This window comes from Agrococcus sp. KRD186 (assembly GCF_017168255.1).
Classification (GTDB): domain Bacteria; phylum Actinomycetota; class Actinomycetes; order Actinomycetales; family Microbacteriaceae; genus Agrococcus.
Genome location: NZ_JABFAP010000001.1, coordinates 514,949 through 539,689 on the forward strand (window position 1 = coordinate 514,949; position 24,741 = coordinate 539,689).

25 protein-coding genes and 1 pseudogene are annotated in these 24,741 nt (G+C 72.4%); 10 read left to right on the plus strand and 16 right to left on the minus strand.

Features of this window, described 5'->3' with window-relative positions:
• The first annotated feature begins 9 nt into the window (after positions 1-9).
• From J1M46_RS02610 to J1M46_RS02620, 3 genes are all read left to right on the plus strand, one after another.
• Entirely contained in the window at positions 10-1,980 is a 1,971-nt protein-coding gene (locus J1M46_RS02610; RefSeq protein ID WP_342384239.1) for an FAD-dependent oxidoreductase, read from the plus strand.
• Between the two features lie 70 nt (positions 1,981-2,050).
• Positions 2,051-2,461, plus strand: a complete 411-nt coding sequence (locus J1M46_RS02615; protein ID WP_206446403.1) for a VOC family protein — start codon at positions 2,051-2,053, stop codon at positions 2,459-2,461.
• 93 nt (positions 2,462-2,554) lie between these two features.
• Positions 2,555-3,127 (plus strand): NADPH-dependent F420 reductase, encoded by a 573-nt coding sequence (locus J1M46_RS02620; RefSeq protein ID WP_206446404.1) that lies wholly within the window; start codon positions 2,555-2,557, stop codon positions 3,125-3,127.
• Between the two features lie 59 nt (positions 3,128-3,186).
• Here the strand turns inward: J1M46_RS02620 and J1M46_RS02625 are convergent, their stop codons facing one another.
• From J1M46_RS02625 to J1M46_RS02635, 3 genes are all read right to left on the minus strand, one after another.
• On the minus strand, positions 3,187-3,324 hold the full coding sequence (locus J1M46_RS02625) for a hypothetical protein (RefSeq protein ID WP_206446405.1): 138 nt from the start codon (positions 3,322-3,324) through the stop codon (positions 3,187-3,189).
• Between the two features lie 62 nt (positions 3,325-3,386).
• Entirely contained in the window at positions 3,387-3,821 is a 435-nt protein-coding gene (locus J1M46_RS02630) for an arsenate reductase ArsC (RefSeq protein ID WP_206446406.1), read from the minus strand.
• A 29-nt stretch (positions 3,822-3,850) separates the two neighbouring features.
• Positions 3,851-4,849: a metalloregulator ArsR/SmtB family transcription factor gene (locus tag J1M46_RS02635; protein WP_206446407.1), complete on the minus strand. Its 999-nt coding sequence runs from the start codon at positions 4,847-4,849 to the stop codon at positions 3,851-3,853.
• A gap of 186 nt (positions 4,850-5,035) precedes the next feature.
• Here J1M46_RS02635 and J1M46_RS02640 point away from each other — a divergent pair, with 186 nt between their 5' ends.
• The 6 genes and pseudogenes from J1M46_RS02640 to J1M46_RS15185 form a co-directional block, all read left to right on the plus strand.
• On the plus strand, positions 5,036-6,214 hold the full coding sequence (locus tag J1M46_RS02640) for an acetyl-CoA C-acyltransferase (RefSeq protein WP_206446408.1): 1,179 nt from the start codon (positions 5,036-5,038) through the stop codon (positions 6,212-6,214).
• Between the two features lie 42 nt (positions 6,215-6,256).
• Positions 6,257-6,817, plus strand: coding sequence for an NlpC/P60 family protein (locus J1M46_RS02645; RefSeq protein WP_206446409.1), 561 nt, complete (start codon positions 6,257-6,259; stop codon positions 6,815-6,817).
• 222 nt (positions 6,818-7,039) lie between these two features.
• Positions 7,040-7,750: a response regulator transcription factor gene (locus J1M46_RS02650; RefSeq protein ID WP_206446410.1), complete on the plus strand. Its 711-nt coding sequence runs from the start codon at positions 7,040-7,042 to the stop codon at positions 7,748-7,750.
• Positions 7,751-7,761: 11 nt separating this feature from the next.
• Complete coding sequence (locus J1M46_RS02655; RefSeq protein WP_342384240.1) at positions 7,762-8,922, plus strand: sensor histidine kinase; 1,161 nt, start codon at positions 7,762-7,764, stop codon at positions 8,920-8,922.
• Between the two features lie 173 nt (positions 8,923-9,095).
• The gene (locus tag J1M46_RS02660; RefSeq protein WP_342384241.1) at positions 9,096-9,713 is read left to right on the plus strand and encodes a DUF305 domain-containing protein; all 618 of its coding nucleotides are present in this window, start codon (positions 9,096-9,098) and stop codon (positions 9,711-9,713) included.
• Between the two features lie 196 nt (positions 9,714-9,909).
• A pseudogene (locus J1M46_RS15185) lies at positions 9,910-10,080 on the plus strand (heavy-metal-associated domain-containing protein); the annotation flags it as partial.
• 269 nt (positions 10,081-10,349) lie between these two features.
• On the opposite strand, the gene J1M46_RS15190 reads toward J1M46_RS15185, so the two are convergent.
• From J1M46_RS15190 to J1M46_RS02675, 3 genes are all read right to left on the minus strand, one after another.
• Positions 10,350-10,529, minus strand: a complete 180-nt coding sequence (locus J1M46_RS15190) for a hypothetical protein (RefSeq protein ID WP_241248983.1) — start codon at positions 10,527-10,529, stop codon at positions 10,350-10,352.
• Positions 10,530-10,644: 115 nt separating this feature from the next.
• Positions 10,645-11,262, minus strand: a complete 618-nt coding sequence (locus J1M46_RS02670; RefSeq protein ID WP_241248985.1) for a DUF305 domain-containing protein — start codon at positions 11,260-11,262, stop codon at positions 10,645-10,647.
• A gap of 186 nt (positions 11,263-11,448) precedes the next feature.
• Complete coding sequence (locus J1M46_RS02675; RefSeq protein ID WP_206446411.1) at positions 11,449-11,859, minus strand: four-helix bundle copper-binding protein; 411 nt, start codon at positions 11,857-11,859, stop codon at positions 11,449-11,451.
• Between the two features lie 183 nt (positions 11,860-12,042).
• Here J1M46_RS02675 and J1M46_RS02680 point away from each other — a divergent pair, with 183 nt between their 5' ends.
• Entirely contained in the window at positions 12,043-13,044 is a 1,002-nt protein-coding gene (locus tag J1M46_RS02680; RefSeq protein WP_206446412.1) for an MsnO8 family LLM class oxidoreductase, read from the plus strand.
• On the opposite strand, the gene xdhC is transcribed toward J1M46_RS02680, so the two are convergent.
• From xdhC to J1M46_RS02730, 10 genes are all read right to left on the minus strand, one after another.
• Positions 13,041-13,880 carry a xanthine dehydrogenase accessory protein XdhC gene (gene xdhC, locus J1M46_RS02685; protein WP_206446413.1) on the minus strand — a complete coding sequence of 280 codons (840 nt, stop codon included), beginning with the start codon at positions 13,878-13,880 and terminating at the stop codon, positions 13,041-13,043. The two genes, J1M46_RS02680 and xdhC, sit on opposite strands and share 4 nt — an antisense overlap.
• Positions 13,881-13,882: 2 nt before the next feature.
• Positions 13,883-16,267, minus strand: a complete 2,385-nt coding sequence (xdhB, locus tag J1M46_RS02690; protein ID WP_206446414.1) for a xanthine dehydrogenase molybdopterin binding subunit — start codon at positions 16,265-16,267, stop codon at positions 13,883-13,885.
• A complete protein-coding gene (locus tag J1M46_RS02695) occupies positions 16,267-17,709 on the minus strand; it encodes a xanthine dehydrogenase small subunit (protein ID WP_206446415.1) in 1,443 nt (480 codons plus the stop codon). The genes xdhB and J1M46_RS02695 overlap by 1 nt, the downstream gene beginning before the upstream one ends.
• 134 nt (positions 17,710-17,843) lie before the next feature.
• Positions 17,844-18,425, minus strand: coding sequence for a histidine phosphatase family protein (locus J1M46_RS02700; protein WP_206446416.1), 582 nt, complete (start codon positions 18,423-18,425; stop codon positions 17,844-17,846).
• Entirely contained in the window at positions 18,422-19,495 is a 1,074-nt protein-coding gene (locus J1M46_RS02705; protein WP_206446417.1) for an ABC transporter ATP-binding protein, read from the minus strand. Before J1M46_RS02705 ends, J1M46_RS02700 begins: the two co-directional genes overlap by 4 nt.
• An 11-nt stretch (positions 19,496-19,506) precedes the next feature.
• On the minus strand, positions 19,507-21,183 hold the full coding sequence (locus tag J1M46_RS02710; RefSeq protein ID WP_206446418.1) for an ABC transporter permease: 1,677 nt from the start codon (positions 21,181-21,183) through the stop codon (positions 19,507-19,509).
• Complete coding sequence (locus J1M46_RS02715; RefSeq protein ID WP_206446419.1) at positions 21,167-22,201, minus strand: ABC transporter substrate-binding protein; 1,035 nt, start codon at positions 22,199-22,201, stop codon at positions 21,167-21,169. Before J1M46_RS02715 ends, J1M46_RS02710 begins: the two co-directional genes overlap by 17 nt.
• A 59-nt stretch (positions 22,202-22,260) precedes the next feature.
• Entirely contained in the window at positions 22,261-23,076 is an 816-nt protein-coding gene (locus J1M46_RS02720; RefSeq protein WP_206446420.1) for a metallophosphoesterase family protein, read from the minus strand.
• Positions 23,073-23,777 carry a tyrosine-protein phosphatase gene (locus J1M46_RS02725; protein WP_206446421.1) on the minus strand — a complete coding sequence of 235 codons (705 nt, stop codon included), beginning with the start codon at positions 23,775-23,777 and terminating at the stop codon, positions 23,073-23,075. Before J1M46_RS02725 ends, J1M46_RS02720 begins: the two co-directional genes overlap by 4 nt.
• A gap of 108 nt (positions 23,778-23,885) precedes the next feature.
• Positions 23,886-24,713 carry a MurR/RpiR family transcriptional regulator gene (locus J1M46_RS02730; protein ID WP_206446422.1) on the minus strand — a complete coding sequence of 276 codons (828 nt, stop codon included), beginning with the start codon at positions 24,711-24,713 and terminating at the stop codon, positions 23,886-23,888.
• Positions 24,714-24,741: the final 28 nt, after the last annotated feature.

Here is a 24,741-nt window from a genome sequence, read left to right on the forward strand (position 1 = left end):
GATCGAGCCGTGAGCCTCCTCGCCCAGCCGCTGCGCATCGGCAGCTTCGAGACCCCGAACCGCCTGATGCAGGCCGCGCACTCGAAGCAGTACTCCGATCGGGTCGAATCCGATCGCGAGACCGCCTACTTCGTGCGCCGCGCGCAGGGCGGCTGCGGCCTCTTCGTCGCCGGCAACCACCTCGTGCACCCGAGCGCGGCCACGCGCGGCTTCCAGGACGCCTGGCGCCGGGAGGCGGTCGATGCCAACCGCCGCATGACCGACGCGATCCACGACGCCGGCGCGCGCGTGCTCGTGCAGCTCAACCACCACGGCGCGCAGGCATCGCCCGAGGGCCCTGACGGGCCGCGCGCGGTGCTCGCGCCCAGCCGCATCCTCTCGCCCTCGACCGGCGCGGCCACGCGTGCGGCGAGCGAGCGCGACATCGCCGGCCTCGTGACCGCATGGGCCGACGCGGCCGAGCGCTCCCGGCTGGGTGGCTTCGACGGCGTCGAGATCCACATGGCGCACGGCTACCTGCTGCACCAGTTCCTCAGCCCGCTCTACAACCGTCGAACGGATGCGTACGGCGGCGACCTGGAGGCGCGCACCCGGTTCCCGCGCGAGGTGCTGCGGGCGGTGCGGGCACGCGTGGGCGACGACTTCACCGTCGGCATCCGGATCGTGGCGAACGAGCACAACGAGGCCGGGCTCGACGCCGCCGACTGCCGCGAGATCGTCGCGGCGCTGCGGGGGGAGGCGCGCGTCGACTTCCTCGACACGGCCGCGGGCGGCTACCACGACGTGCACTGGGTGTTCCCGTCCTCGGCGATGCCGGTCGCCTGGCTGCGCGACGACGTCGCGGCGCTCAAGCGCGCGAATCCCGACATCCCGGTGTTCGGCGTCGGCGCCGCCACCTCGGTGGAGGCGGCGGAGGAGGTGCTGGCCAGCGGCATCGCCGACATGGTGGCGCTCACCCGCGGCCAGCTCGCCGACCCCGATCTCGCCAGCAAGCTGCTCAGCGGCGCGACCGGCGGCATCCGCCACTGCATCCGGTTGAACCAGGGCTGCCTGGGGCGCGGCAGCGTGGGCCTGGCCGTCACCTGCACCGTCAACCCCGCGGCGGGCCACGAGCTCGAGCCGGTGCCCGCCCGAGCAGCGCGGCCAGGGCGCTGGACGGTCGTCGGCGGGGGGCCCGCGGGCATGCGCGCGGCGCTGGATCTCGCGCAGCTCGGGCACACGGTGACCCTGCTCGAGCGCGACGAGCAGCTCGGCGGCCAGCTGCGGCGCGCTGCCCGCGTGCCGGGCAGGGCCTCGGTGTCGCTGCTGGTGGCCGACCTGGAGCGCGACGCGCGCGCCGCCGGCGTCGACATCCGGCTGGCCACGCCCGCGACGCTCGAATCGATCCGCGCGACCTCGCCCGACGGCGTCGTGCTGGCGGCGGGCGCCCGCGCGCCCGAGGGGACCGCACTCGCCGTCGACGGCGCCTTCGCGGGGGAGCGGCCGGTGACGATCGATGCGTGGACGGCGATGGATGACCCTGCGGGCCTGGGCGGGCGCGTGCTGGTGGTCGACGACGACGGCACCGCCTACGCCTCCGGCGTGCTGCTGAGCCTGGTGGTAGCCGGCGCCAGCGTGGAGGTCGTGACACCGTTCGAGCAGCTGCTGCCGCACGTGGGCACCGGCTACGAGCGGCAGCTCGTGCAGCGCACGCTCGCCGCCGGAGACTTCACGCGCATCACCAGCTCGCGGGTGCGCGCGGCAGGCGACGCGGTCGTCGCCGTCGATGCGCTGACCGGTGGCGAGACGCGGCTCCAGCCGCCCACCGCCATCGTCGCGCTCACGCCCCGGCAGTCGGCGACGGTCGAGGGCCTGAGCGCCGAGGCACTGGAGGCGAGCCTGGGCGTGCCCGTGACCGTCATCGGCGATGCGCGCTCGCCCCGCGGCATCGATGCGGCGATCGCCGAGGCCTGGCGCTTCGCGCTCAGCACCGCGGAGTGACCCCTGGCGGGCGGCGAGCCGCTGCGGAATGCTGAGCAGCGTCGGCCGTGCGGCCGCAGGAGGGACGACGATGACGACACTGCTCAACCCGTACCTGGCCTTCGAGCGCGACGCCCGCGAGGCGATGAACTTCTACCACGGCGTCTTCGGCGGCGACCTGGTCGTCTCCACCTTCGCCGACGGCGGCATGGCGGAGGACCCAGCGGACGCCGAGCGCATCATGCACTCGCAGCTCACGACCGCCGACGGGCACACGATCATGGCCAGCGACTCGCCGTCGGCGATGCGGCTCGACCGCGGGCGCCAGCAGGTCTCGATCTCCGGCGACGACGCCGAGCTGCTGCGGCGCTACTGGGATGGGCTCGGCGACGGCGCGGAGGTGCTGCAGCCGCTCGAGCGCGCACCCTGGGGCGACACCTTCGGCATGCTCGTCGATCGCTGGGGCGTGCTCTGGATGGTGAGCATCGCCGTTCAGCCGTGAGCGAACCGGAGGGTATTGGGGAATCGCATAGCGGCCATAAGCGCTGCACTCTGCGCGGCGACATCACGCCGCCCCAGAGCAAAGGAACATGCAATGACCTCGATCACCATCTTCGGCACCGGCACCATGGGCACCGCGATCGGCGGCCTGCTCGCTGCGGGCGGCGCCGACGTGCAGCACATCGGCTCCGGCGAGACGCAGCAGGTGCAGGGCGACATCGTCGTGCTGGCCGTGCCCTACGCCGCGCTGGCGCCGATCGCCGAGCAGTACCGCGAGCAGCTCGCGGGCAAGACCGTGGTCGACATCACCAACCCGCTCAACTTCGAGACCTTCGACTCGCTCGTCGTGCCCGCCGGCTCATCGGCTGCGGCACAGCTCGCGGCGCTGCTGCCGGGCTCCGCCGTGCTCAAGGCGTTCAACACCACCTTCGCGGCCACGCTCGCATCGAAGCAGGTCGGCGCGCTCACCACCACCGTGCTCGTCGCCGGTGATGACGCCGACGCCAAGGCCGCGCTCATCGCAGCCGTCAAGGCCGGCGGTGCCGACGCGATCGACGCCGGCAGCCTCGCCCGTGCACACGAGCTCGAGGCCCTCGGCTTCCTGCAGCTCACGCTCGCCGCCGGTGAGCAGATCAGCTGGACGGGCGGCTTCGGCATCGTCCGCTGACCCACCTGCACGACGAGAGGCCTCGCGATCCGCGAGGCCTCTCGTCGTGGCAGCTCTGCTCAGGCGGGCGGCTGAGGCGCGCCTCCCGAGGCCGTGTCCTCCTCGGTCGTCGGGTCGTGCTGATCGGGCGTCGGCGGCTGCTCGTCGTGCTCCGCGCCCCCCTCGGGCTGCTGCGACTGCTTGTCCTGCTCGCTCATCGTGCGACTCCTCTCGTCGTCGTGCCTCTGTTCTATCTCTGATGCGGCACGCGCGCGCTCGGCTACCGCACAGGTTCGATGCCGAGCGAGGTCAGCAGACCGCGGATGCGCTGCTCGATCTCGTCACGGATCGGTCGCACCGACTCGATGCCCTGACCCGCCGGATCGGCGAGCTCCCAGTCCTCGTAGCGCTTGCCTGGGAAGATCGGGCAGGCGTCACCGCAGCCCATCGTGATGACGACATCGGAGGTGCGCACCGCATCCGTCGTCAGCACTTTCGGCGACTCGGCGGTGATGTCGATGCCTGCCTCGCGCATCGCCTCGACCGCCACCGGGTTGATCTGCTCGGCGGGCATGCTGCCGGCCGAGCGCACCTCGATCGCGCCGCCTGAGAGCTCGCGCAGGAAGCCCGCTGCCATCTGCGAACGACCCGCGTTGTGCACGCACACGAAGAGCGCGCTGGGAGTGTGGGCGGCGGGAGTCGGGGTGTCGGTCATGGTGTTCCTCGTCTGGTGGTCGGATGCGTTCAGGTGGCGGGGGCGAGCTCGGCGAGCAGGTGCTCCACGCGTCGCGCGATGTCGTCGCGGATGGCGCGCACGCCCTCGGGGGAGGCGAGGGCGGGGTCGCCCACCGCCCAATCCTCGTAGCGGACGCCCGGGATGATCGGGCAGACGTCGCCGCAGCCCATCGTGACGACCACGTCGGCGGCGCGCACGGCGTCGTCGGTGAGCGGCTTGGGGAAGGGGTCGCCGTCGACGCCCAGCTCGTCGATGAGCGCGCGCACCTCGGGGTGCACGTCGGCGGCGGGCATCGAGCCGGCCGAACGGGCGACGACACGGCCGCCGGAGCGCTGCTCGACGAGGGCGGCAGCCAGCTGCGAGCGACCGGCGTTCTGCACGCAGACGAACAGCACGTGCGGTGCGCTCGCGATGCGGTCGCGCAGCACGTCGGCGATCCGCTGCTGTGCGAAGCGCTCGGTGAGCACCAGCAGGTGACTCGAGACGCGCGAGGCTCGCGCCAGCGCCGCGTAGGACTCTCGCACGATGCGCAGCACCGCGTCGCCCGAGAGGTCGGGCGTCGCATCGGCGAGGCGTCGCGCCATGCGGGACAGGCGCCCATCGACGTCGACGAGATCGCGGTCGCCCTGGCCGGGGTGCCAATAGGGCTGCGCATCGGAGGGCAGCGCACGCCCGAGTCCATCGATGAGGGCGCTCACTGCGCGCTGCATCGCGGGCGCGAACCGGTAGTACACCCAGGTGCCGCGCCGCTCAGCGGTGAGCACACCAGCCTCTCGCAGCACCTTGAGGTGGTGCGAGACGGTCGGCTGCGAGACGGCGGACAGCTCGGCGAGATCGCACACGCACGCCTCATCGCCCGGGGCGGCCGCGATCATCGAGAGCATCCGCAGCCGCAGCGGGTCGCCCATCGCCTTGGCCACCGCAGCCATCGGGACGGCGGTGGCCTCATCGATGGCGCTCGCGGAGTCGACGCGATCGCACGCTGCTGCGCTCCCGGTGGTCGTCATGGTCGCCTCGCGAACTCGGAGAAGGAACGGAACGTCTTCAATATAGACCGATCTCGATACAGCCCGCGAGCGGCGCGGACATCGGACCGTGCGGCGCCGAGATGAACCGCTCGTCAGGTTGACGTGCCGCTCACGCCCGGCGGCGGTACGCTGGAGCTGACCCCTCACCTGCGAAGGAGCAGCCCCATGCCCGAGACGATCATCGCCGGCTACGCCCGCACGCCGTTCGCCAAGTTCCTGGGCCAGCTGGCGCAGACGCCCTCCACCGAGCTCGGCGCGCACGCCGCCAAGCACGCGCTCGAGAAGGCCGGCGTCGCGGCCTCCGCGGTCGACGCGGTCGTGGTCGGCCAGGTGCTGCAGGCCGCCGTCGGCCAGAACCCGCCGCGCCAGACGGCCGTCGGCGCCGGCATCCCGATGACCGTGCCGGCGCTCGGCATCAACGCCGTCTGCCTCTCCGGCACCGAGGCGATCGTGGCCGGTCACCGCATGATCCAGCTCGGCGAGGCCGACGTGGTCGTGGCGGTCGGCCAGGAGTCGATGACGCTCGCCCCGCACGCCGCGGCCATGCGCGCCGGCAGCAAGTTCGGCAACGCGAGCCTCATCGACACCATGCAGTTCGATGGGCTGACGGATGCCTTCGACCGCGTCGCGATGGGGGCGTCGACCGACCAGTACAACGGCACGTTCGAGATCACCCGCGAGCAGCAGGACGAGCTCGCCGCCGCCTCCCACGCGCGGCTCGCCCGCGCGCAGGCCGACGGCACCCTCGACGACGAGATCGTCCCGATCGAGGCGAAGGCCGGCCGCAAGAGCGTGACCGTCTCCGCCGACGACGGCGTGCGCGCCGAGACGACCGCCGAGTCGCTCGCCGGGCTGCGCCCCGCCTTCACGCAGGACGGCACGGTCACCGCCGGCAACGCATCCCAGATCACCGACGGCGCCGCCGCCGTCGTGCTCGTCTCCGACGCCTACGCAGCCGAGCACGGGCTGCAGGGTCTCGCGAAGATCCGCTCGACGGGCTTCGTGGCGGGCAAGGACGTCTCGCTGCACTCGCAGCCGGCCGACGCGATCGAGCAGGCGCTCGGGCGCGCCGGGCTGAGCACGAGCGACCTGCAGGCGGTCGAGATCAACGAGGCCTTCGCGGCGGTCGGCGTCGCCTCCACCCGCCAGCTGGGCATCGACCCCGAGATCGTGAACGCCAACGGCGGCGCGATCGCCATGGGCCACCCGATCGGCGCCTCGGGCCTGCGCATCGTCGGCCACCTGGCGCGGCGGCTGCAGCAGCTCGGCGCCGGCTCGATCGGCGCGAGCGGCATCTGCGGCGGCGGCGGCCAGGGCTCGGCAGTGGTGCTCGAAGCCATCTGAGGACATCGAACCGCATTGGTGTCATCGCCATAGCCACCGGCCTTGCGACACCGCTCGCGCTGCCGGCGTTCGCCGCTGACACCGGCGCTGAGCAACTGCCGTCGAGTCTCAGCGCGAACGCGCAGACCGTGTCGGGTGTCGTCACCGCTGGAGGCAACGGACAGCGACGAGCGCCTCGATGTGCAGGTGACCACGGCCGAGGAGCTCTCCCAGATTCGCACGGATCTCGAAGCGGAGATGGAACGAGTGGAGCGGGCCCGCGCGGCGGTGACGGCCGGCACCGCGGGCGGCGGCACCGCAGCGCAGTCCGAACCCGCACAGGCCTCGACTGCCCCAGCGACGGATGCCTCCGGCAGCGTCATCGCGGAGGCTGCGATCGCGCAGGTCGGTGTCTTACAGGACTGCGTCGCGATGGTGCGCCGGGCGATTGCCGCAGCGGGGCTGCCGTACTCCGGGATGAATTCGCTGTTCAACCTCGGCCCGACGATCCCGATGTCTGCCGCCTCGCCCGGTGACGTCATCTACTACGCCGACGGCGGTGTGAGGCGCGCGCACATCGGCATCTACATCGGCGGAGGCCGTGCGGTGCACGGCGGCTGGTGAGACTTCAACACCGTGATCGCCGGCGTTGACATCGGCGGCTCGGCACCGGTGTTCATCGACATCACCTAAGCGTGCAGAGGATTGGCCCGCCCATCGTGGGCGGGCCAACTGAGTAGTACTGCCGCTCATCCGGGTCTCCAGCGCGACTCGCGGTCGCGTGTCTACAGACGCAGGTAGGCTCGCCAGTGGCTTGCCGCTGCGAGAGCCGGGCAGGATAAGGCCATGATGAGTCCGACTGACCCCGGTCTCCGCGTGTTGGTCGTCGAGGACGAGGAGCCGCTGGCCCGGCTCGTCGCGACGTACCTCCAGCGGAGCCGGTTCGCCGTCCAGACCACGGGTGACGGCGCGGAGGCGCTCTCGATCGCGCGCCAGTGGGATCCAGACGTCGTGGTGCTCGACCTTGGGCTTCCGGGCGCCGACGGCATCGAGGTATGCCGCGCGCTTCGAACGTTCTCCGACTGCTACGTCGTGATGCTCACTGCCCGCGCCGAGGAGTTCGACAAGCTGTTCGGCCTCTCGGTCGGCGCGGACGACTACATCACCAAGCCGTTCAGCCCTCGCGAGCTGGTCGCCCGCGTGAAGACGATGCTGCGTCGGCCGCGTGGGCGTGCTCGGTGGGCGGCGAGCTCGCCGCTGAGGTTCGGCGTGCTCACGCTGGTCCCAGGGGGACGGGAGGTCCTCGTCGCTGGCGAGCCGGTGCGACTGACAAGGACGGAGTTCGATGTCCTCATGGCACTCGCCAGCCATCCCCAGCTGGCGTTGTCGCGCAGACAGATCATCGATGACGTTTGGGGACCGGACTGGGTCGGGGACGAGCATCTCGTCGACGTGCATGTCGCGCACATGCGCCGCAAGCTCGGCGATGACCCCGCCGCGCCCGACTTCATCTGCACAGTGCGCGGTGTCGGCTACCGCATGGGGCCGGGCCGGTGAACGGCTCGGCGGTGCTCGATGATGGCGCGCTGCGGCCCCCGTGGGGGCTGAGCAGCCGGCTGCTCGCCGCGACCGCCGTCGCAGTGCTCGCCGGCTCTCTGACGGCCTGGGCCGTGGCTTCTGCGATAGGGCCCCCCATCTTCGACGCACACCTGCTCGAGTCCGGCACCGCCGACCCGGCCGTGAATCGGCACGCGGGAGAAGCGTTCGCCACCGCCTCTGGGCTGAGCCTGGGGCTGGCGCTGGTCGCCGCCGCGGTCAGCTCGATCGTCGTCAGCGCGTTCCTTGCCCGCCGGATCCAGCGTCGGCTCATCGGGGTCCGCCGCGCAGCCGAGCAGGTTGCGGTCGGTGACTACTCGGCTCGCGCCCCGCTGATCGGCATGGGGTCGGAGTTCGACGAGCTGGCCGGGGCCTTCAACACGATGGCGGCCGACCTGGCCGGGATGGAGGCCGCCCGCACCCGCATGCTCAGCGAGCTCGCTCACGAGATGCGGACACCTGCTGCCATCTTGGAGGCTTATCTGGAAGCCATTCGCGACGGCGTCGCCCACGCCGACGAACCGACCATCCAGATGCTGCGGGCACAGGTCGCACGCCTCACCCGCCTCAGTCAGGACATCACCCTGGTCACGACGGCCGAGGAGGGACGGCTCGCCATGCGGCGCACGCGCGTGTCCGCACGCCGGCTCCTCGACGACGCTGCCGCTCAGATCGCCGGACGAGCCGCCGGCGCGGGCGTGCGGTTCAGTGTGGATGTCGCAACGAGCGCGGCGACTGCCCTGCTCGACGCGGATGTCGACCGGCTGGGCCAGGTGCTCACTAACCTGCTGGACAACGCCCTGCGGCATACCCCGCCCGGTGGCCACATCAGCCTCTGTGCGGCACGCGTCGGCGATCGGCTCCGGGTCATCGTGCGCGACGACGGCGAGGGCATCACGCCAGAGCAGCTGCCGCGCATCTTCGATCGCTTCTACCGCGTGGATACGGCTCGCGACCGGGCACACGGCGGCTCGGGCGTCGGGCTTTCGATCGCCCGGTCGATCACGGAGGCCCACGGCGGCTCGGTCAGCGCCCGCAGCGACGGGCCAGACCGAGGAGCCGTCTTCGCGGTCGAGCTGCCCGTGGTGACCGACCGCCACGCGGCAGGCGGAGCCGACCGAGCCGGATCATGAAGGTCCTGTGAAGACCACGCCCCTGGGAGCCGCTGGCTCACGATCCGCGATAGACATGACAGTGAAGATCAGTGCGGGCGCCCCGTGCTCAGCGCGGCGGACTACGGTCGGACGCGCCGCGCGCTTCGGCGGCGCAGTCAGCCGCGCTGCGAATGCGTCAAGGAGAGATCAAGATGATGAAGAACATGCGCAAGCTCGGTGTCGTCGCCGGTACCGCCATCGCGGTGAGCCTCACGCTCGCCGCGTGCAGCGGCGGGGGGAGCACGACGCCGAGCGCGGCACCGACGAGTGCCGCGTCGACGGCGCCGGCATCCGGGGACGCCAGCGAGACCCACAACGACGCGGACACAATGTTCGCCCAGATGATGATCGTCCACCACGAGGGTGCCATCGAGATGGCCGACCTCGCCATGGAGCAGGCGGAGAGCGAAGAGGTCCGTTCCCTCGCGGAGGGCATCTCCGCGGCCCAGGGGCCGGAGATCGAGAAGATGACCTCCTGGCTCGAGGCCTGGGGAGAGGAGACCGAGCCCATGGGTGGGATGGACATGGGCATGGACATGAACGGCATGAGCCAGGAAGAGGCGATGGCCGATCTCGGGGACCGCTCTGGAGTCGACTTCGATCGCCAGTTCCTCGAGCTCATGATCGCGCACCACAAGGGCGCCGTGGAGATGGCCCAGACCGAGTTGCAGGACGGCCAGAACCCCGAGGCGCTCGAGCTGGCCGACCAGATCGTCGCGGACCAGGAGGCGGAGATCGCCGAGATGGAGCAGCTGCTCTCGGCGCTCTGAGGCGACAGGGCGATCCCTCGGCCCGTCGCGCCATCCGAGCCGTGGCGGGCCGAGCCAGCCGGCGGCAGTCGACCGCCCACCGTCGAATGCTCTCGGCATATTGACGATCGGGACGCAGTCCCGAGTGAGGCAGGGCCTCACGACCGATGCCTGAGGGGAACGAGACGGCGTGAGCGACAAGACGCAGACCGCCGTGATGGAAGTGGCCGGTGTCCACTGGGCATCGTCGAAGTCGATCGCGGAGGCGAGCCTGTCCCGCCGGCCGGGTGTGGTGAGCGTGGAAGCGAATCCCGTCCCGCAGAGCGCGAACGTCACCTTCGACCCGAAGGTGACATCGATCGCTGACCTGACCGAGTGGATCCGCGACTGCGGCTATCACTGCTCAGGCCGGTCCGTGCCCGACCACATCTGCGATCCGATGGGCGCGGGCGCCGGCGCTGAGCCGGCCGACGCCGGCTTCGGGGGCCACGAGGAGGCTTCCGGCGGCCATCCGGGGACGGCTGCCGAGGGGGCGCCGACGACGGGCGGACGCAGTCCCGGTCCGTGCCCCAACGACGGTCATGCCGGCATGGGCCACGTCAGCGAGCGCCAGCCCGTCGCCCGCGACGCGCAGGAGGTCATGGGTCACGGAGGCGGTCACGGCGTGTCGATGGAGTCGATGATCCGCGACATGCGGAATCGGTCCCTGGTCGCGGCGATCCTGTCGGTGCCGATCACGCTATGGTCGCCCATCGGACGGGACCTCGGCTTCAGCGTCCCGGCGCCGTTCGGTCTGCGCGACGACGTCTTCGCGCTCATCCTGTCCCTGCCGGTCATCTTCTACTCGGCGTGGATGCGCGGCAAAGGCCGTGCCATAGGATCCGGGCCCGCCGTCCCCATGCATCTGTGCGTTGATCAGCACACCGCCAAGCCAGCTTCAGCGATGCCGTCGTCAGTCAGTCGAGCACTGGCGCTCGGCGGACTCTTGGTAGGACGGCACAGTACGAGCCGCTGCGTCCTGTTGTGTGGTCGCCGCTCCGTTGGAGGCGATGTCATCGATGAGCCACTGCATCTCGAAGATCTCACGCCGTTGCGCCTCACTGATCTCGACCGCCAGCTCGCACACCCGGAGATCCTCGATGCCGGCGCGCTCGGAACGCGTGATCGCGAGCGAGTGGTGGGGAATCATCGCGCTCATGAAGTCGATGTCGTTCACTGTGGCCTGGGTGCGATCGAGGACAATGCCGCCACCAAGCAGCAGGACGCTCACTACGACCACCGCGATGTTGCCCTTGGGGTTCTTGTACATCTGCAGCATCCACGCGAGCATGACGAGCCCCATCGCGCCGCCCATCGTCAACGCCATGAACAAGCGGCTCTCGCTCCACCGCACATGGCCCCACTCCCACGAGCCCGCGTACATCGCCGCGTACATGACGACCATGCCCGTCAGGATCATGGCGGCGAAGCGGAGGTACATCCTCATGTCGCCGTGGGAACGAGGTGCGCTCTCGTTGGAGCCTTGTCGTTGCTCGTGCTGGTGGCCATCATCGTGCTCCATCGTCGCCATGATCGATGCTTCCCTCCGTGCGTTGGTTCGACGCTGTTCGACGAGCCGGGTCACGGTCTGGCGATGTCTGTGTTGCCATCGACCGTTCACAACGTCACTTGCTATGCCTCACGACCTCACCATTCACCCCCTGCATGGATGCCGGCACATGGTTGTCGGGACTTGGCTGGTCGTCCGCGCTGCAGTTCAGTCGAGCGTGGCAAGCAGATCGGCGCATGCGCGCTCGCAGCGCCGGCATGCCTCGGCGCACACTCGGCAGTGCTCATGCATCTGCGAGTGCCGTTCGCACTCGTCGGCGCAGGCCTTGCACGCCGTCTGGCACGCCTCCAGGATGGCGCGGGTGATGTTGGCGTCGTATCCGGTGTGGCGCGAGAGCAGACGCCCGGTCACTTCGCACACATCGGCGCAGTCGAGGTTGGTGCGGATGCACTTGGTGAGTTCCGCCACCATGTCCTCTGACAGGCATGCGTCGGCACACGCTGTGCACGTCTGTGCGCACTCGAAACACGCGGCGATGCACGTCGCGAGCGCTTTCTTGTCGATCCCACCGAGACCCTTCGGGTAGGTGTCGAGCATGGCTTCCACGTGATGACTCACGGGTCTCTCCTTCGGTCGCTGGGTTCTATCTGTACCCCATGAAACCGACTGCAGCGCGGGTTGTCCACACTTCGGTTTGCGCGCTCGCCTCATGTGTCGCCAGCCGCACGGTCAAGACTGACCCGGCTCGCGCCGTAGGGCCGTGCGATCACGGGAGGCGTCCGCGACGCCTACGCTGGACGGGTGCGTCTCTCTGTCCTCGACCTTGCCCACATCAACCCCGGCGAGGCTGTCGCCGAGAGCCTGGCGGGCTCCGTCGAGCTGGCGCAGGCCGCCGAGCGGCTCGGCTACGCGCGGGTCTGGTACGCCGAGCACCACAACATGGCGACCATCGCCTCGAGCGCCACGAGCGTGCTCATCGCGCACATCGCCGCGCACACGAAGACCATCCGTCTCGGCGCCGGCGGCGTCATGCTGCCCAACCACTCGCCGCTCGTGATCGCCGAGCAGTTCGGCACGCTCGCCGAGCTGCACCCCGGCCGCATCGACCTCGGGCTCGGGCGCGCGCCAGGCACCGACCAGCGCACCTGGACGGCGCTGCGCCGCGACATCCGCGCCTCCGAGCAGTTCCCGCAGGACGTCGTCGAGCTGCGCGGCTACCTCGCAGGCGAGCCGGTCGTGCCCGGCATCAAGGCGGTGCCCGGCCACGGCACCAAGGTGCCGCTCACCATCCTCGGCTCGTCGCTGTTCGGCGCGCAGCTCGCCGCCGCGCTCGGACTGCCCTACGCCTTCGCCTCGCACTTCGCGCCCGACGCGCTGCACCAGGCGGTCGCCGTCTACCGCGAGCGCTTCGAGCCCAGCGAGCAGCTCGCCGAGCCCTACGTGATCGCCGGCATCAACGCCGTCGTCGCCGACACCCGCGACGAGGCGATGACGATGCAGCGGCAGGTCGTGCGAGCGCGGGTGCGCAGCCTGCTGCTGCGCGACAGCCCGGTCGCCGCGACGGTCGGGGATGACGAGCTGGATGCGCTGGCGGCGAGCCCGCAGGGCGCCCACGTCGCGAAGATGGTGCAGTACACCGCGCTCGGCACCGGCGAGGAGGCGACGGCGACCCTCCGCCGCTTCCAGATCGAGGCGGACGCGGACGAGCTGATCATGGCCGTGCAGGGACGCACGCCGGAGCGCATCCGGGCGCTCGAGCTGCTCGCGGCCGCGGGCGCGCTCGGCGAGACGGCCGCAGCCTAGCCGCGCACGGCGCTGCGCAGCCCGGCGAGCGCGCTCATGGGCTCGCGCTGCAGCACCTGCACGAGGGCGGCGGCGACGCTGATCGCGATCACGGCCGGCTCCTTGCCGCGCAGCTCCGGCAGCCCGATGGGGCTGGTGATGGTGTCGATGGCGGCGTCGGCGTGCCCCGCCTCGCGCAGGCGCTTGCGGAACCGCTGCCACTTCGCGGAGGAGCCGATCACGCCGACCGAGGCGAGATCGCCGCGTCGCAGCGCGGCCTCGCACAGCACGAGATCCTCGGCGTGGTCGTGCGTGAGCACGAGCACGTGCGCCTCGGCGGGCAGGGCGGCGAGCACGGTCTCGGGCGCCGGCGCATGGATCAGGCGCACATCGGCGAGCCCGTCGTCGAGCCCCACCGCCGCCAGCTGCTGCACCTGCGCCGCGCGGCTGTCCACCAGCCGCACCGCCAGCGGCAGCCGCGACAGGATGCGAGCCAGCTCCTGCCCCACGTGGCCGAGCCCGAACACCGCGACCACGGCGCGCGCGGGCTGCGGCTCGAGCAGCAGCGCCACCTCGCCGCCGCAGCACTGCCGCCCGTAGTCGTTCGCGGCGTGCTCGTTGAGCGCGAGCTCCAGCCGCTCCGGCGTCGCGGTGCCGGCGGCCAGCAGCGCCCGCGCACGCGCCACGGCGCTCGCCTCGAGATTGCCGCCGCCGATGCTGTCCCAGGTGGCGCCGGCGGTCACCACCATCTTGGCGCCCGTCTCGCGCGGCGCGTGGCCGCGCACCGAGGTGACGGTGACGAGCACGCCTGAGCGGCCCTCCCGGCGGAGGTGCTGGAGCGCGCGCAGCCAGTCCATCGTCAGCTCCCGCTCGCCTGCCGGGCGGCCTCGACCGCCCAGAACACCGCCTCGGGCGTGGCCGGGGAGGCGAGCTCCACCGCGTGCCCGGCGGGGCCGAACGCGGCGACCGCCTGGCGCAGCGCCTCGCGGATGCTGAAGGCGAGCATGAGCGGCGGCTCGCCGACCGCCTTCGAGCCGTACACCGCGCCGTCCTCCGCCGCCCGCTCGAGCAGGTGCACGTGCAGCTCGCGCGGCAGCTCCGAGAACGAGGGCAGCTTGTAGGTGCTGGCCGCCTGGGTGAGCAGGCGCCCGCGGCCCTCGCCGTCCGAGGTGTCCCAGCGCAGCTCCTCGAGCGTCAGCCAGCCGGCGCCCTGCACGAAGCCGCCCTCGATCTGCCCCAGGTCGACCAGCGGCGAGAGGCTGTCGCCCACGTCGTGCACGATGTCGGTGCGCAGGAATGTGGAGGCGCCGGTGAAGCCGTCGACCTCCACCTCTGAGACGGCCGCGCCGTAGGCGAAGTACTTGAAGGGGTCGCCCTGCATGCGCACCGGGTCCCAGTGCAGGCCCTCGGTGCGGTAGTAGCCGGCGGCCGAGAGCTGCACGCGCTGCAGGTACGCCGCCTGCACCACCTCCTGCCAGGCGAGCGTCGTGCCGGCGGCCTCGCCCTCGCCGCCGGCGGCCGTGACCGACCCGCCCGAGAAGCGCACCGCATCCGCCCCGACCTCGAGCCGCTCGGCGGCGACCACCGCCAGGCGGGCGCGGATCTGCTCGCAGGCGTCCTTCACCGCGCCGCCGTTGAGGTCGGCGCCGGTGCTGGCGGCGGTGGCGGAGGTGTTGGGCACCTTGTCGGTGCGGGTGGGCGCGAGGCGCACGAGGCCCAGCGGCACGCCGAGCGCGGTGGCGGCGACCTGCCGCATCTTCGTGTGCAGGCCCTGCCCCATCTCGGTGCCGCCGTGGTTGATCAGCACCGAGCCGTCCTTGTAGACGTGCACCAGCGCGCCGGCCTGGTTGAAGGCGGTGTGGTTGAAGGAGATGCCGAACTTCACCGGCGTCAGGGCGATGCCGCGCTTGCGGTGCGGATGCGTGGCGTTGAAGCCGGCGATGTCGGCCCGGCGGGCGTCGAGGTCGGCCCGGGCGGCCACCTCGTCGATCACGGCGGGCAGCCGCTCGGCGTGCCGCACCAGCTGCCCGTAGGGGGTGCGCTGGCCCGGGGCGTAGAGGTTGCGCCGGCGCAGCTCGGTGGGGTCGATGCCCAGCAGCGGCGCGCAGCGGCCGAGGATGTCCTCCATGACGAGCATGCCCTGCGGGCCGCCGAAGCCGCGGAAGGCCGTCTGCGAGGTCTTGTTCGTGCGGGCGATGCGCCCGCGCAACTCGACGTCGGGGATGAAGTAGGCGTTGTCGACGTGGCAGAGCGCCCGCTGCAGGACGGGCTCGGAGAGGTCGAGGCACCACCCGCCGTCGGAGGTGAGCGTGGCGCGCAGCCCCTGGAGCCGGCCGTCCTCGTCGAACCCGACCTCCCAGCTGGCGTGGAAGGGGTGGCGCTTGCCGGTCATCGTGATGTCCTGCGTGCGGTTCAGGCGCATGCGCACGGGACGGCCGGTGAGCACGGCCCCCAGCGCGGCGACGGCGGCCAGTCCGTGCGGCTGCCACTCCTTGCCGCCGAAGCCGCCGCCCATCCGCAGGCACTGCACGGTGACCTCGTGGCTGCGCAGGCCGAGCACGTGCGCGACGATCTCCTGCGTCTCGGAGGGGTGCTGCGTGCTGCTGTGCACGAGCACCTGCCCGGCCTCGTCGACCTGCGCGATCGCCGCATGCGTCTCGAGGGTGAAGTGCTCCTGCCCGCCGAACTCGAACTCGCCGCTGCAGCGGTGGGCGGCGCGCGCCAGCCCGGCCGCCGCATCGCCCCTGGTGACGATCGGCTGCGCGCCCTGGAACTGCTCGGCCGCGATCGCCTCGGCGAGGGTCAGCACCGAGGGCAGCGGCTCGTAGTCCACCTCTACCGCAGCGGCGCCGAGCCGGGCGGCCTCGAGGCTCTCGCCGAGCACCCAGCAGACGGCGTGGCCGTGGAACGCCGCCTCGGCGGGGAAGAGCGGCTCGTCCTGCCGCACGCCGGCGTCGTTGACGCCCGGCACGTCGGCGGCGGTGAGCACGCGCACCACGCCCGGCACCGCGAGCGCCGCCTCGGTGCGGAGTGCGCTGATCCTGGCGTGCGCGTGCGGGCTCTGCAGCGGCCACGCGTGGAGCGCCCCCGGCATCCGCGGCAGCAGGTCGTCGGTGTAGAGGGCGGCGCCGGTGACGTGCAGCTCGGCGCTCTCGTGCGAGACGGCGCGGCCGACGACCGGATGCTCTGGGCGCTCGGCCAGGGAGGTGGCGGCCAGTGCAGCGGTGGCCCGTGCGGTGGCCATCAGATCACCGCCTCGGTGTGGAGACGCAGCAGCGACTGCTCGAGCATGGCGCTGCGGTAGCGGGCGCTGGCACGGTGGTCATCCAGCGGTGTGCCCTCGCCGCGCAGGACGGCTGCGGCGGACCGCGCGGTCTCCTCGTTCCACTCGCGCCCCTCGAGGGCGCGTTCGGTGGCGAGCGCCCGGATGGGGGTGGCGGCGACACCGCCCAGCCCGATGCGTGCGGTGGTCACCCGGCCGCCCTCGAGCGTCAGGGCGAACGCGACGGCGACGGACGAGATGTCGTCGAAGCGACGCTTGGCGATCTTGTGGAATGCGGTCAGCGGTGCGAGCGGTAGCGGGATCCGCACCGCCTTGATCACCTCGCCCGGTGCGCGCACGCTCTGCCGGTAGCCGGTGAAGTACTCGGCCAGCGGCACCTCCCGCTCGCCGGTCGCCGAGACGAGCAGCAGCGTCGCCTCCAGCGCGAGCAGCGCCGGCGGGCTGTCGCCGATGGGGGAGCCGGTGCCGAGGTTGCCGCCCAGCGTCGCGGCGTTGCGGATCAGCCGGGAGGCGAACTGCGGGATGAGCGCGTCGAGCATCGGCACCCGGCCGGCGAGAGTGTGCTCGATCTCGCTGAGCGTGAGCGCGGCGCCGATCTCGATCGCGGTCTCGGTCACGTGCAGGCCGCGCAGCTCCTCCAGGCGGTCGATCGCGAGCACGAGCGGCGGCCGGGTGTGGCGGAGGTTGCGCTCCACACCGGCATCGGTCGCGCCCGCCAGCAGCAGCGCCTCGGGTGTCTCGCCCAGCAGCGCGGTGAGCTCGGCGAGGTCAGCGGGCCGCAGGAAGGTGCCGCGCTCATCGCGCACGCTGGTGGGGCGCGGCGGTGGCGGCGCCTGCATACTGCGGTGGGCGAGCGCGTCGTCTGCCGCCGGCGCGCCGAGCGCATAGGCCGCATCGCGGATCGGCCGGTAGCCGGTGCAGCGGCACAGGTTGCCGCTCAGCGCGTGCAGGTCGAAGCCGTTCGGCCCGCACTCGCCGTGCGCGGCGCGCTCCTCGGCCGCGCGATCCGGGCGGTAGTACTCGGCGGCCATCGCGCAGACGAACCCCGGCGTGCAGTAGCCGCACTGCGAGCCGCCCCGCTCTGCCATCTCTCGCTGCACCGGGTGCAGCTCGGCCGCAGCCCCCGGCGTCGGCGCGGTGCCCAGCCCCTCGGCGGTGACGATCTCCTGCCCGTCGAACGCGAGCGCCGGCGGCAGGCACGCGTTGACCGCCGTCCAGCGCGTCGCCCCGGCGCCGTCGGGCCGGGCCACCAGCACCGCGCAGGCGCCGCACTCGCCTTCGGCGCAGCCCTCCTTGGCGCTCGTGCGCCCCTGCTCGCGCAGCCAGTCGAGCAGGCTCGTATGCGGGCCGATCGCGCCGGCCGCGCGCGGGTCGCCGTCGACGGTGATCTCGATCGAACCCATCCGGCGCTCCCTCCGGCAGTCGCCCCGCGAGCGGCTCCGGCCGCGGTGCCCTGCAGTGAGTCACGAGCATAGGCCCGCGGCCACGGCGGCGGAACCGTGCGAGGCCGACGCTGACCGGGGCGGTCGGCTTCGGCTCAGCCGCTGCGCCCCGCTCCCTCGAGCAGCGCGCCCCCGCGGCGCCACATGCGCGCGCCGCCGTCGTCCGGCAGACGCTCGAGCACGATCGCCTCGGCGTTCGCGAGCCGCGTCATGGGCTCGCCCGTCAGCACCGCGATGCCTGCGCGGAGCGCGATGCCGTGACTGACGACGATCGCACCGTCAGCGGCGTCTGCGAGCTGCGTCAGCGCATCCGCCACCCGCCGTCCGACGGCGTCGAGGGTCTCACCGCCGGCGTAGTCGAGCTCGGGCCAGCGGGCATGCGCCTCCTCGACGCTGAGCCCCTCGGCCTCGCCGCAGTCGCGCTCGGCCAGTGCAGGCACCTGATCGTGCAGCGGCAGGCGCAGACGGGCGGCGATGATCGCCGCCGTCTCGTGCGCGCGCAGCAGCGGCGAGGCGATGACGAGCGTCCAGCGGCCGAGGGCTGCCAGTGCGGCGGCCGCCTCCTCTGCCTGGGCCCGCCCCGTGTCGTCGAGCGGGATGTCGGTCGTGCCCTGGATGCGCCGGGCGGCGTTCCAGGCGGTCTGGCCGTGGCGCACGAGCGCGAGCCGGCGGGTCACGCCGCGACCGACTCAGCCAGCGGTCGCGCAGCGCTCACGTCTGCCGCCGGGTAGGCGATCGCGCGGTCGACGACCACGCGCATCCGATCGCCCACGCTCGGGCGGTGCGCTCGCGAGCGGCACCGCACCGACAGGCCGGCCCAATCGAGCACGACGTCGCTGCCGTCGCGGCCGTACAGCGAGCTGGTGACGACGGCGTCGTCGCCCGGCTCGATCGCGATGGCCTCCGGCAGCACTGCGAGCGTGACCGCGCCGCGGGCGCCGGCGACGGCGGAGGCTGGGAGCCGCAGTGGGTGGTTGTAGGCGGCGAAGCCCTCAGCGTCGAGGCAGCCCTCAACCAGCGCCGCGTCCGAGAGGAAACGGGCGACCGCTGCCGAAGCGGGCCGCTCGACGAGGTCCTCCGGTGCACCCACCTGCACGATGCGGCCGCCATCGAGCATCACCACGCGGTCGGCGAGCGCGAGCGCCTCGTCACGGTCGTGCGTCACGTGGATCACCGTCAGGTCCAGCTCGCGCGTGAGGGCCTGCAGCTCGAGCCGCAGGCGGTCGCGCAACGGCTCGTCCAGCGCCGACAGCGCCTCGTCGAGCAGCAGCACCCGCGGCTCGGCCACGAGGGCCCGCGCGAGGGCCACCCGCTGCCGCTGCCCGCCGGAGAGCGTTGCGGGGTCGCGCCGCTCGTAGCCGCCGAGGCCGACGCGCTCGAGCGCCGCGGTCGTGAGCGCCGCGCGTCGAGCCTTGGGGACGCGCTGCATGCGCAGCGGATACTCCACGTTGCGCCCGACATTCCAGTGCGGCCACACCGCGTGCTGCTGGAAGACCATGCCGAGCCCGCGGTGCTCAGGCTCGATGAAGCCGCCGGCACCCGCGACCACGGTGCCGTCGATGTCGATGGAGCCGGCCGCCGGACGGAGGAATCCCGCCACGGCGCGCAGCAGGGTCGTCTTGCCGGAGCCGGAGGGGCCGACGAGCGCGACGAACTCGCCGTCGCGGACGTCGAGCGAGATCTCGCGCAGACCGACGGTGCCGTCGGGGAATCGCACGTCGATCCGGTCGAGTGAGACGGTTGCCATGGGGATCCTTCCTAGCGTCGGCGCGGCGCGGCGAGCCCGAGGCCCGCGAGGCCGACGACGGTGACGATGAGGGCGAGCGCAGAGGCGGCGTTGGAGCCGCCGCCCTGCTGGAGGCTGAAGATGACCACGCCGAGGGTCTGGCTGCCCGGGGAGAGCAGCAGTGCCGAGAGCGTGAGCTCGCGCACGGCGGTGAGGGCGACGAGCACCCCGCCGCCGATCGCGGCGGGCATCGCCATGCGCAGCGAGATGTCGAGCAGTGCGCGCCCGCGGCTGGCACCGGAGACCCGCGCGGCCTCTTCCGCGGTGAGCGGCGTGGCCGACAGCGGCGCGTGCACCGACTGCACCACGAGCGCCAGGAACGAGGTGACGTAGGCGACCAGGATGAGCCACGGCGTGTTGAACAGGCCGATGCGCGGGGCGATCACGAGCCAGGCGACGGCGATGACCAGGCCCGGGATGGCCTGGGGCATGATCGCCAGCGTGTGCAGCGCCCGGTTGTCGCGGGCCCTCGTGCGGGTGACGAGCGTGCCGATGACGAGCCCGATGACCGTGCAGATGACGGCGGCGAGCCCTGCCAGCCAGATGGAGGTGACCGCCCCCGTGATGGTGCCGCTGGCGGTGAGCGCCCGCTCGATCGAGTCGGTCGTGATGGTCTCGGGCGTGAGCGGCACACCGGGTGCAGGCAGCAGCGACTGCTCGAGCAGCGCCAGCAGCGGCAGCAGCGTGATGGCCAGCACGCCGCCCCAGGACAGGACCGCAGCGGCCGGTCGCCAGCGTCCCAGCGGCAGCGGTTCGGCGGGTGATGCCGAGGCGTCGAGCTCGACGCTCGTCCGGCCGATGAGCACGTCGAGCACCAGTGCGAGCAGCGCCACCGCCAGCAGCACGACCCCGATGGTCGCGACCACGGCGAGCGGGTCGTCGACCGTGCCCGACTGGATGTAGCGGTAGACGAGGGTCGAGAGCGTCGTGAAGCGCTCGGGCGTGCCGAGGATGGAGGGGATGCCGAAGTCGGCCAGGTTCGAGACCGCGGTGAGCGTGAAGGCGGAGAGCACGGCGCCGCGCAGCAGCGGCACGGTGACGGTGAGCATCGCGCGTGGGGCGGAGGCGCCGGCGATGCGGGCGGCCTGCTCGAGGTCGGCCGGCACGCGGCGCAGCGCCGCGGTGATGATGAGCATCGCGATCGGGTACGAGTGCACGATCAGCAGCATGATGACGCCGTCGGCGCCGTAGACCGACCACAGCGGCTCGCCGAACTGCTCGCGCCACCAGCGGTTCACGGGGCTCGCCGGTCCGGCCAGCCCGACCCAGGAGATGGCGCCGACGAAGGGCGGCACGAGCATGGGGCTGAACGCGAACAGTCGCAGCGCGCCCTTGCCGGGAATGTCGGTGCGCTCGATGATGAGCGCGAGCGCACCGCCGACGAGCACCGCGCCGAGCGCGGAGGCGAGCGAGGAGACGAGGCTGTTGAGGCCTGCCTCCACGACGTCGCCCTCGAACAGGGTGGCGAGATGCTCGGTGCCCGCGAGCACGATCATCGAGCCGAAGGGCACGAGCACGAGCGCGGCGACCGCGAGCCAGGCCGCGAGCCTGACGAGGCTCAGGCCGTCCGTCAGTCGTCGGCGCACGAGGCTGAGCCCGGCCGCGGGGCGGCCGGGCTCAGCGAGCAGCGTGCTACTGGAAGAGCGCATTGAAGGTCGCGACGGCGTCGGCCTTCGTCTCGGCGATGACCTCGAGGTCGGGATTCAGCAGCGCGATGTCGCTCATCTCCGGAGCGCCCTCGGGCGTGCCGACGTCACCGCGGACGGGCAGGTACGCCTGCTCGACGGCGATGGCCTGGCCCTCGGCGCTGACCAGGAAGTCGATGAACGCCTGCGAGGCCTCGACGTCGTCGCTGCTCGAGAAGATGCCGGCCGGCTGGCTGACGAAGGGCACGCCCTCCTCGGGGTACGACACGGCGATGGGTGAACCGGCTGCCGCGAGGTCGCGCACCAGGTAGTCGACGACCACGCCGACCGGCTGCGCGCCGCTGGCGATGGCCTGCGAGGTGGGCCCGTTGCTGTCGACGATGACCGGCTCGTTCGCGGCCAGCGCCGTCATCCACTCCTCGCCCAGCTGCTGGTCGTCGAGCCACACCGCGGCGTTGAACGCCGCCGCGCCCGAGACATCCGGGTTCGGCATGACGAGCTGGTTCGCGTAGCTCGGGTCGGTGAGCTCCTGCCACGACGTCGGCGGGCTGTCGACCATGTCGGTATTGTAGGCGATCACGGTGGGGATGATGCGGGTGCCGACGTAGTAGTCCTCGGCATCCAGCACAGCCGGGTCGAGCGCGTCGACGTCGGCGACGTCGAGCTCGGCCAGCAGCCCGTCGGCGGCGTAGCCCTCGAAGGTCGGGGCGTCGGCGGCGAGCAGCACGTCTGCCTGCACCTCGCCGGCGACCCGCTCGGACTCGATGCGGGCGGTCAGGTCGCCGGTGCCGGCGCGGAAGACCTCGACGGTGATCTCGGGGCGCTGCTCGTTGAACGCGCTGATGATCTCGTCGATCTTCTCCTGAGGCTCCGAGGTGTAGAGGGTGATGGTGGTGGCTTCGGCAGCGGCCTCGGGGGCGCCCGAGTCGCTGGTCGCGGGCTCGGCCTCGGCTGCGCTGCAGCCGGCGAGGACGATGGCGGATGCTGCGAGCGCCGCGAGGCGAACGGTCTTGCGATGCATGTCGTTCCTTCTTCGATGGGTGGGAATGGGGGCGGATGGGTCGGGTCGGCCCGGCTGGGTCAGGCCGGCACGGCGATGTGCCTGGTGAACAGCGGCGCGGGGGAGGCGAGGCGCACCGACGAGGCGCTGACGGTCGATGGGGTCACGTGCACGAGGGAGAACATCGCCTCGCCGTCGCCCGCGACCGTGCCGGGCACCGCATCCATCACCTGCTGGTAGACGAGCGAGGGGCCGACGCTGATCGGGACGCCGGCCTGGACGGCCCACATCGGGTGGTGGAAGTGGCCGGCCAGCACGAGGCGCGCATCGGTGTCGCTGAGCAGCTGCATCAGTGCCTCGCCCTGCACGAGCGATTGCTTGGCGAGGCTCGGCAGCGGGGAGGGCAGCGGCGGGTGGTGGAGGGTGACGACGGTGCCGATGCCGAACGGCTCGGCGAGCTGCTCGCGCAGCCAGTCGAGCTGCTGCGGGTGGAGGCCGCCGTCGGCCGAGTCGAGCAGGGCGAAGCGCAGCTGGCCGACGTGCACGACGCGGTCGGCGGTGAGCGAGCCGGGGGCCACGGCTGCGCCGGCTCGCCCGAGCAGCGCGTCGACGGCGGCGGTGTCGTGGTTGCCGGGTACGGCGAGCACGGGTGCGCCGAGGGCCGCGGAGAGCCGGTCGAAGGCGACAGCCAGCGCGGGGTAGGCGGCCTCGTTGCCGCGCTCGATCAGGTCGCCGGTGACGACGATCGCCTCGGGCGTGACGCCGGCGTCGATGGCGTAGCGGCCCACCTGCTCGAGGCGCTCGATGCCGTCGACGGGGTCGTAGAGCAGCGCCCCGTCGGTGGCGTGCACGTCGCTCAGGTGCAGGATCGTCAGCCTGCCGCTCGCGGCGCTCATGCCTGCACCACGCTGCTCGCCTTCGCGCGCAGCATGACGATCCGCTGCGCGCCGATGCCCGCGTCGAGCAGCAGCCGCTCGGCGCCACCGGCTGCCTCGATGCGGTCGAGCGTGTCCTCCATCGCCTGCGCGGGGCTCGCGAGGTGCAGCCGCAGCGCCGCGGCACGAGTCTCGGAATCGAGCGCGAGTGCATCGATCTCGCGCGTCACCTCGGCGATGCGCTCGCTGCTGATCGCCGCGCCGGAGCGCGCGTAGTCCGCGACGACCTGCTCGCGGGTGGCACCGGCCGCCAGCAGCGCGAGGGCGACGACCAGCCCGGTGCGGTCCTTGCCGACGGCGCAGTGCACGATCGCGGCGCCGTCCGCATCCGCGATCGCGGCGACCGCCGCGGCGAGCTGCGGCATGCGATCGGCCAGCAGCATCTCGGCGACGCCCTCGAGCGAGCCGACCAGCGGCGGGCCGTCGGCGAGCCCGTACAGCGGGATGTGCACGACCGGCAGGCCGTGCGCGGCGGGCTCAGCGGACGCCGCTCGTTCGATCGGCTCGCGCAGGTCGACCACGACGGTCGCACCCGCCTCGCGCAGGCCGGCGGCGCCTTCGGCGGTCAGATCGTCGAGGTGCGCCGAGCGGATGAGCCAGGCAGGGGAGCCGAAGACTCGGGTGTTGCGGGTGCCGTCGAGGGCGAGCTCGTGCGCCTGCATCTGCCACCCCGTTCGAATTCCCGCCGTTCCGCATCGCTCGGAACGTGATTCCAGACTCGTCGGGCAGCGTGAACGGGAGGTGTCGGGCGGCTGACGCCCGGGCGAAGGTCAGGCGTCGTCGGCGAGCGCGTCGGCGACCACCTCGCGCATGCCGGGCACGGTCGACGGCGAGCGCCGCGCGACGCCGTCATGGATGGCGTGGAGGGCCACGAGGTGCCCGAGCCTGGTGAGGAAGGGGTCGACATCGTGCACGCGGTTCGCCTGACCGGTGACGACGAGCACGTCGGCGAGCCGAGCGATGGGCGACTGGGCGAACGAGGTCACCGCGATCAGGGTCGCGCCCGCGGCGCTCACGGCGCGGCAGGCGGCGAGCGTGTGGGTGTTGGCGCCCGAATAGCTGAGCGCGAGTGTGACGTCGCCGGGGCGCAGCGACTGGCACGCGAACTGCTGACCGAGCACGTCGATGGGTGCCTCGACCCTGCGGCCCAGCGTCGACAGGCGCAGCGCGGCGTCCTGCAGCGGCGGGCCCGAGAAGCCGTTGCCGACCAGCACGATGCGATGGGTCGAGGCCACGGCGGCGACCGCGGCCTCGATCGCCTCCGCATCGACGGCTGCGGCGCTGTGGCGCAGCGCCTCGATCGCGTCGGTGAACGCCGGCAGTGCCGTCGCCGGCTCGTCGGCCGCGACGGCTGGCAGGGCACGGGCGAGCTCGAGCCGCAGGTGCTGGAAGCCGCGGAAGCCCAGGCTCTGGCACGCTCGGATCACGGTCGCGGGCGCGGTGCCGGCGATCTGGGCGAGCTCCGAGGTCGACCACTCGACCACCGCCTCCGGGCGGCTCAGCACGACATCGGCGACGCGGCGCTCGCTCGGCCCGAGCGCGCCGGCGGCGGCGCGAAGGCGGGCGATGGTCGAGGCGTTCGGGTCGACGCGAGTCATGCTCACCATCTAACCGGGCGATCTGCCA

What these genes read in the sequence shown, in the direction of transcription:
- J1M46_RS02615 (WP_206446403.1), top strand. Translation starts at nt 2,051, where the DNA reads ATGACGACACTGCTCAACCCGTACCTGGCCTTCGAGCGCGACGCCCGC.
- J1M46_RS02620 (WP_206446404.1), top strand. Translation starts at nt 2,555, where the DNA reads ATGACCTCGATCACCATCTTCGGCACCGGCACCATGGGCACCGCGATC.
- J1M46_RS02625 (WP_206446405.1), bottom strand. Translation starts at nt 3,324, where the DNA reads ATGAGCGAGCAGGACAAGCAGTCGCAGCAGCCCGAGGGGGGCGCGGAG.
- J1M46_RS02630 (WP_206446406.1), bottom strand. Translation starts at nt 3,821, where the DNA reads ATGACCGACACCCCGACTCCCGCCGCCCACACTCCCAGCGCGCTCTTC.
- J1M46_RS02635 (WP_206446407.1), bottom strand. Translation starts at nt 4,849, where the DNA reads ATGACGACCACCGGGAGCGCAGCAGCGTGCGATCGCGTCGACTCCGCG.
- J1M46_RS02640 (WP_206446408.1), top strand. Translation starts at nt 5,036, where the DNA reads ATGCCCGAGACGATCATCGCCGGCTACGCCCGCACGCCGTTCGCCAAG.
- J1M46_RS02650 (WP_206446410.1), top strand. Translation starts at nt 7,040, where the DNA reads ATGATGAGTCCGACTGACCCCGGTCTCCGCGTGTTGGTCGTCGAGGAC.
- J1M46_RS02660 (WP_342384241.1), top strand. Translation starts at nt 9,096, where the DNA reads ATGATGAAGAACATGCGCAAGCTCGGTGTCGTCGCCGGTACCGCCATC.
- J1M46_RS15190 (WP_241248983.1), bottom strand. Translation starts at nt 10,529, where the DNA reads ATGACCGGCAGGGACAGGATGAGCGCGAAGACGTCGTCGCGCAGACCG.
- J1M46_RS02670 (WP_241248985.1), bottom strand. Translation starts at nt 11,262, where the DNA reads ATGGCGACGATGGAGCACGATGATGGCCACCAGCACGAGCAACGACAA.
- xdhC (WP_206446413.1), bottom strand. Translation starts at nt 13,880, where the DNA reads ATGGACTGGCTGCGCGCGCTCCAGCACCTCCGCCGGGAGGGCCGCTCA.
- xdhB (WP_206446414.1), bottom strand. Translation starts at nt 16,267, where the DNA reads ATGGCCACCGCACGGGCCACCGCTGCACTGGCCGCCACCTCCCTGGCC.
- J1M46_RS02695 (WP_206446415.1), bottom strand. Translation starts at nt 17,709, where the DNA reads ATGGGTTCGATCGAGATCACCGTCGACGGCGACCCGCGCGCGGCCGGC.
- J1M46_RS02705 (WP_206446417.1), bottom strand. Translation starts at nt 19,495, where the DNA reads ATGGCAACCGTCTCACTCGACCGGATCGACGTGCGATTCCCCGACGGC.
- J1M46_RS02710 (WP_206446418.1), bottom strand. Translation starts at nt 21,183, where the DNA reads ATGCGCTCTTCCAGTAGCACGCTGCTCGCTGAGCCCGGCCGCCCCGCG.
- J1M46_RS02715 (WP_206446419.1), bottom strand. Translation starts at nt 22,201, where the DNA reads ATGCATCGCAAGACCGTTCGCCTCGCGGCGCTCGCAGCATCCGCCATC.
- J1M46_RS02720 (WP_206446420.1), bottom strand. Translation starts at nt 23,076, where the DNA reads ATGAGCGCCGCGAGCGGCAGGCTGACGATCCTGCACCTGAGCGACGTG.
- J1M46_RS02725 (WP_206446421.1), bottom strand. Translation starts at nt 23,777, where the DNA reads ATGCAGGCGCACGAGCTCGCCCTCGACGGCACCCGCAACACCCGAGTC.
- J1M46_RS02730 (WP_206446422.1), bottom strand. Translation starts at nt 24,713, where the DNA reads ATGACTCGCGTCGACCCGAACGCCTCGACCATCGCCCGCCTTCGCGCC.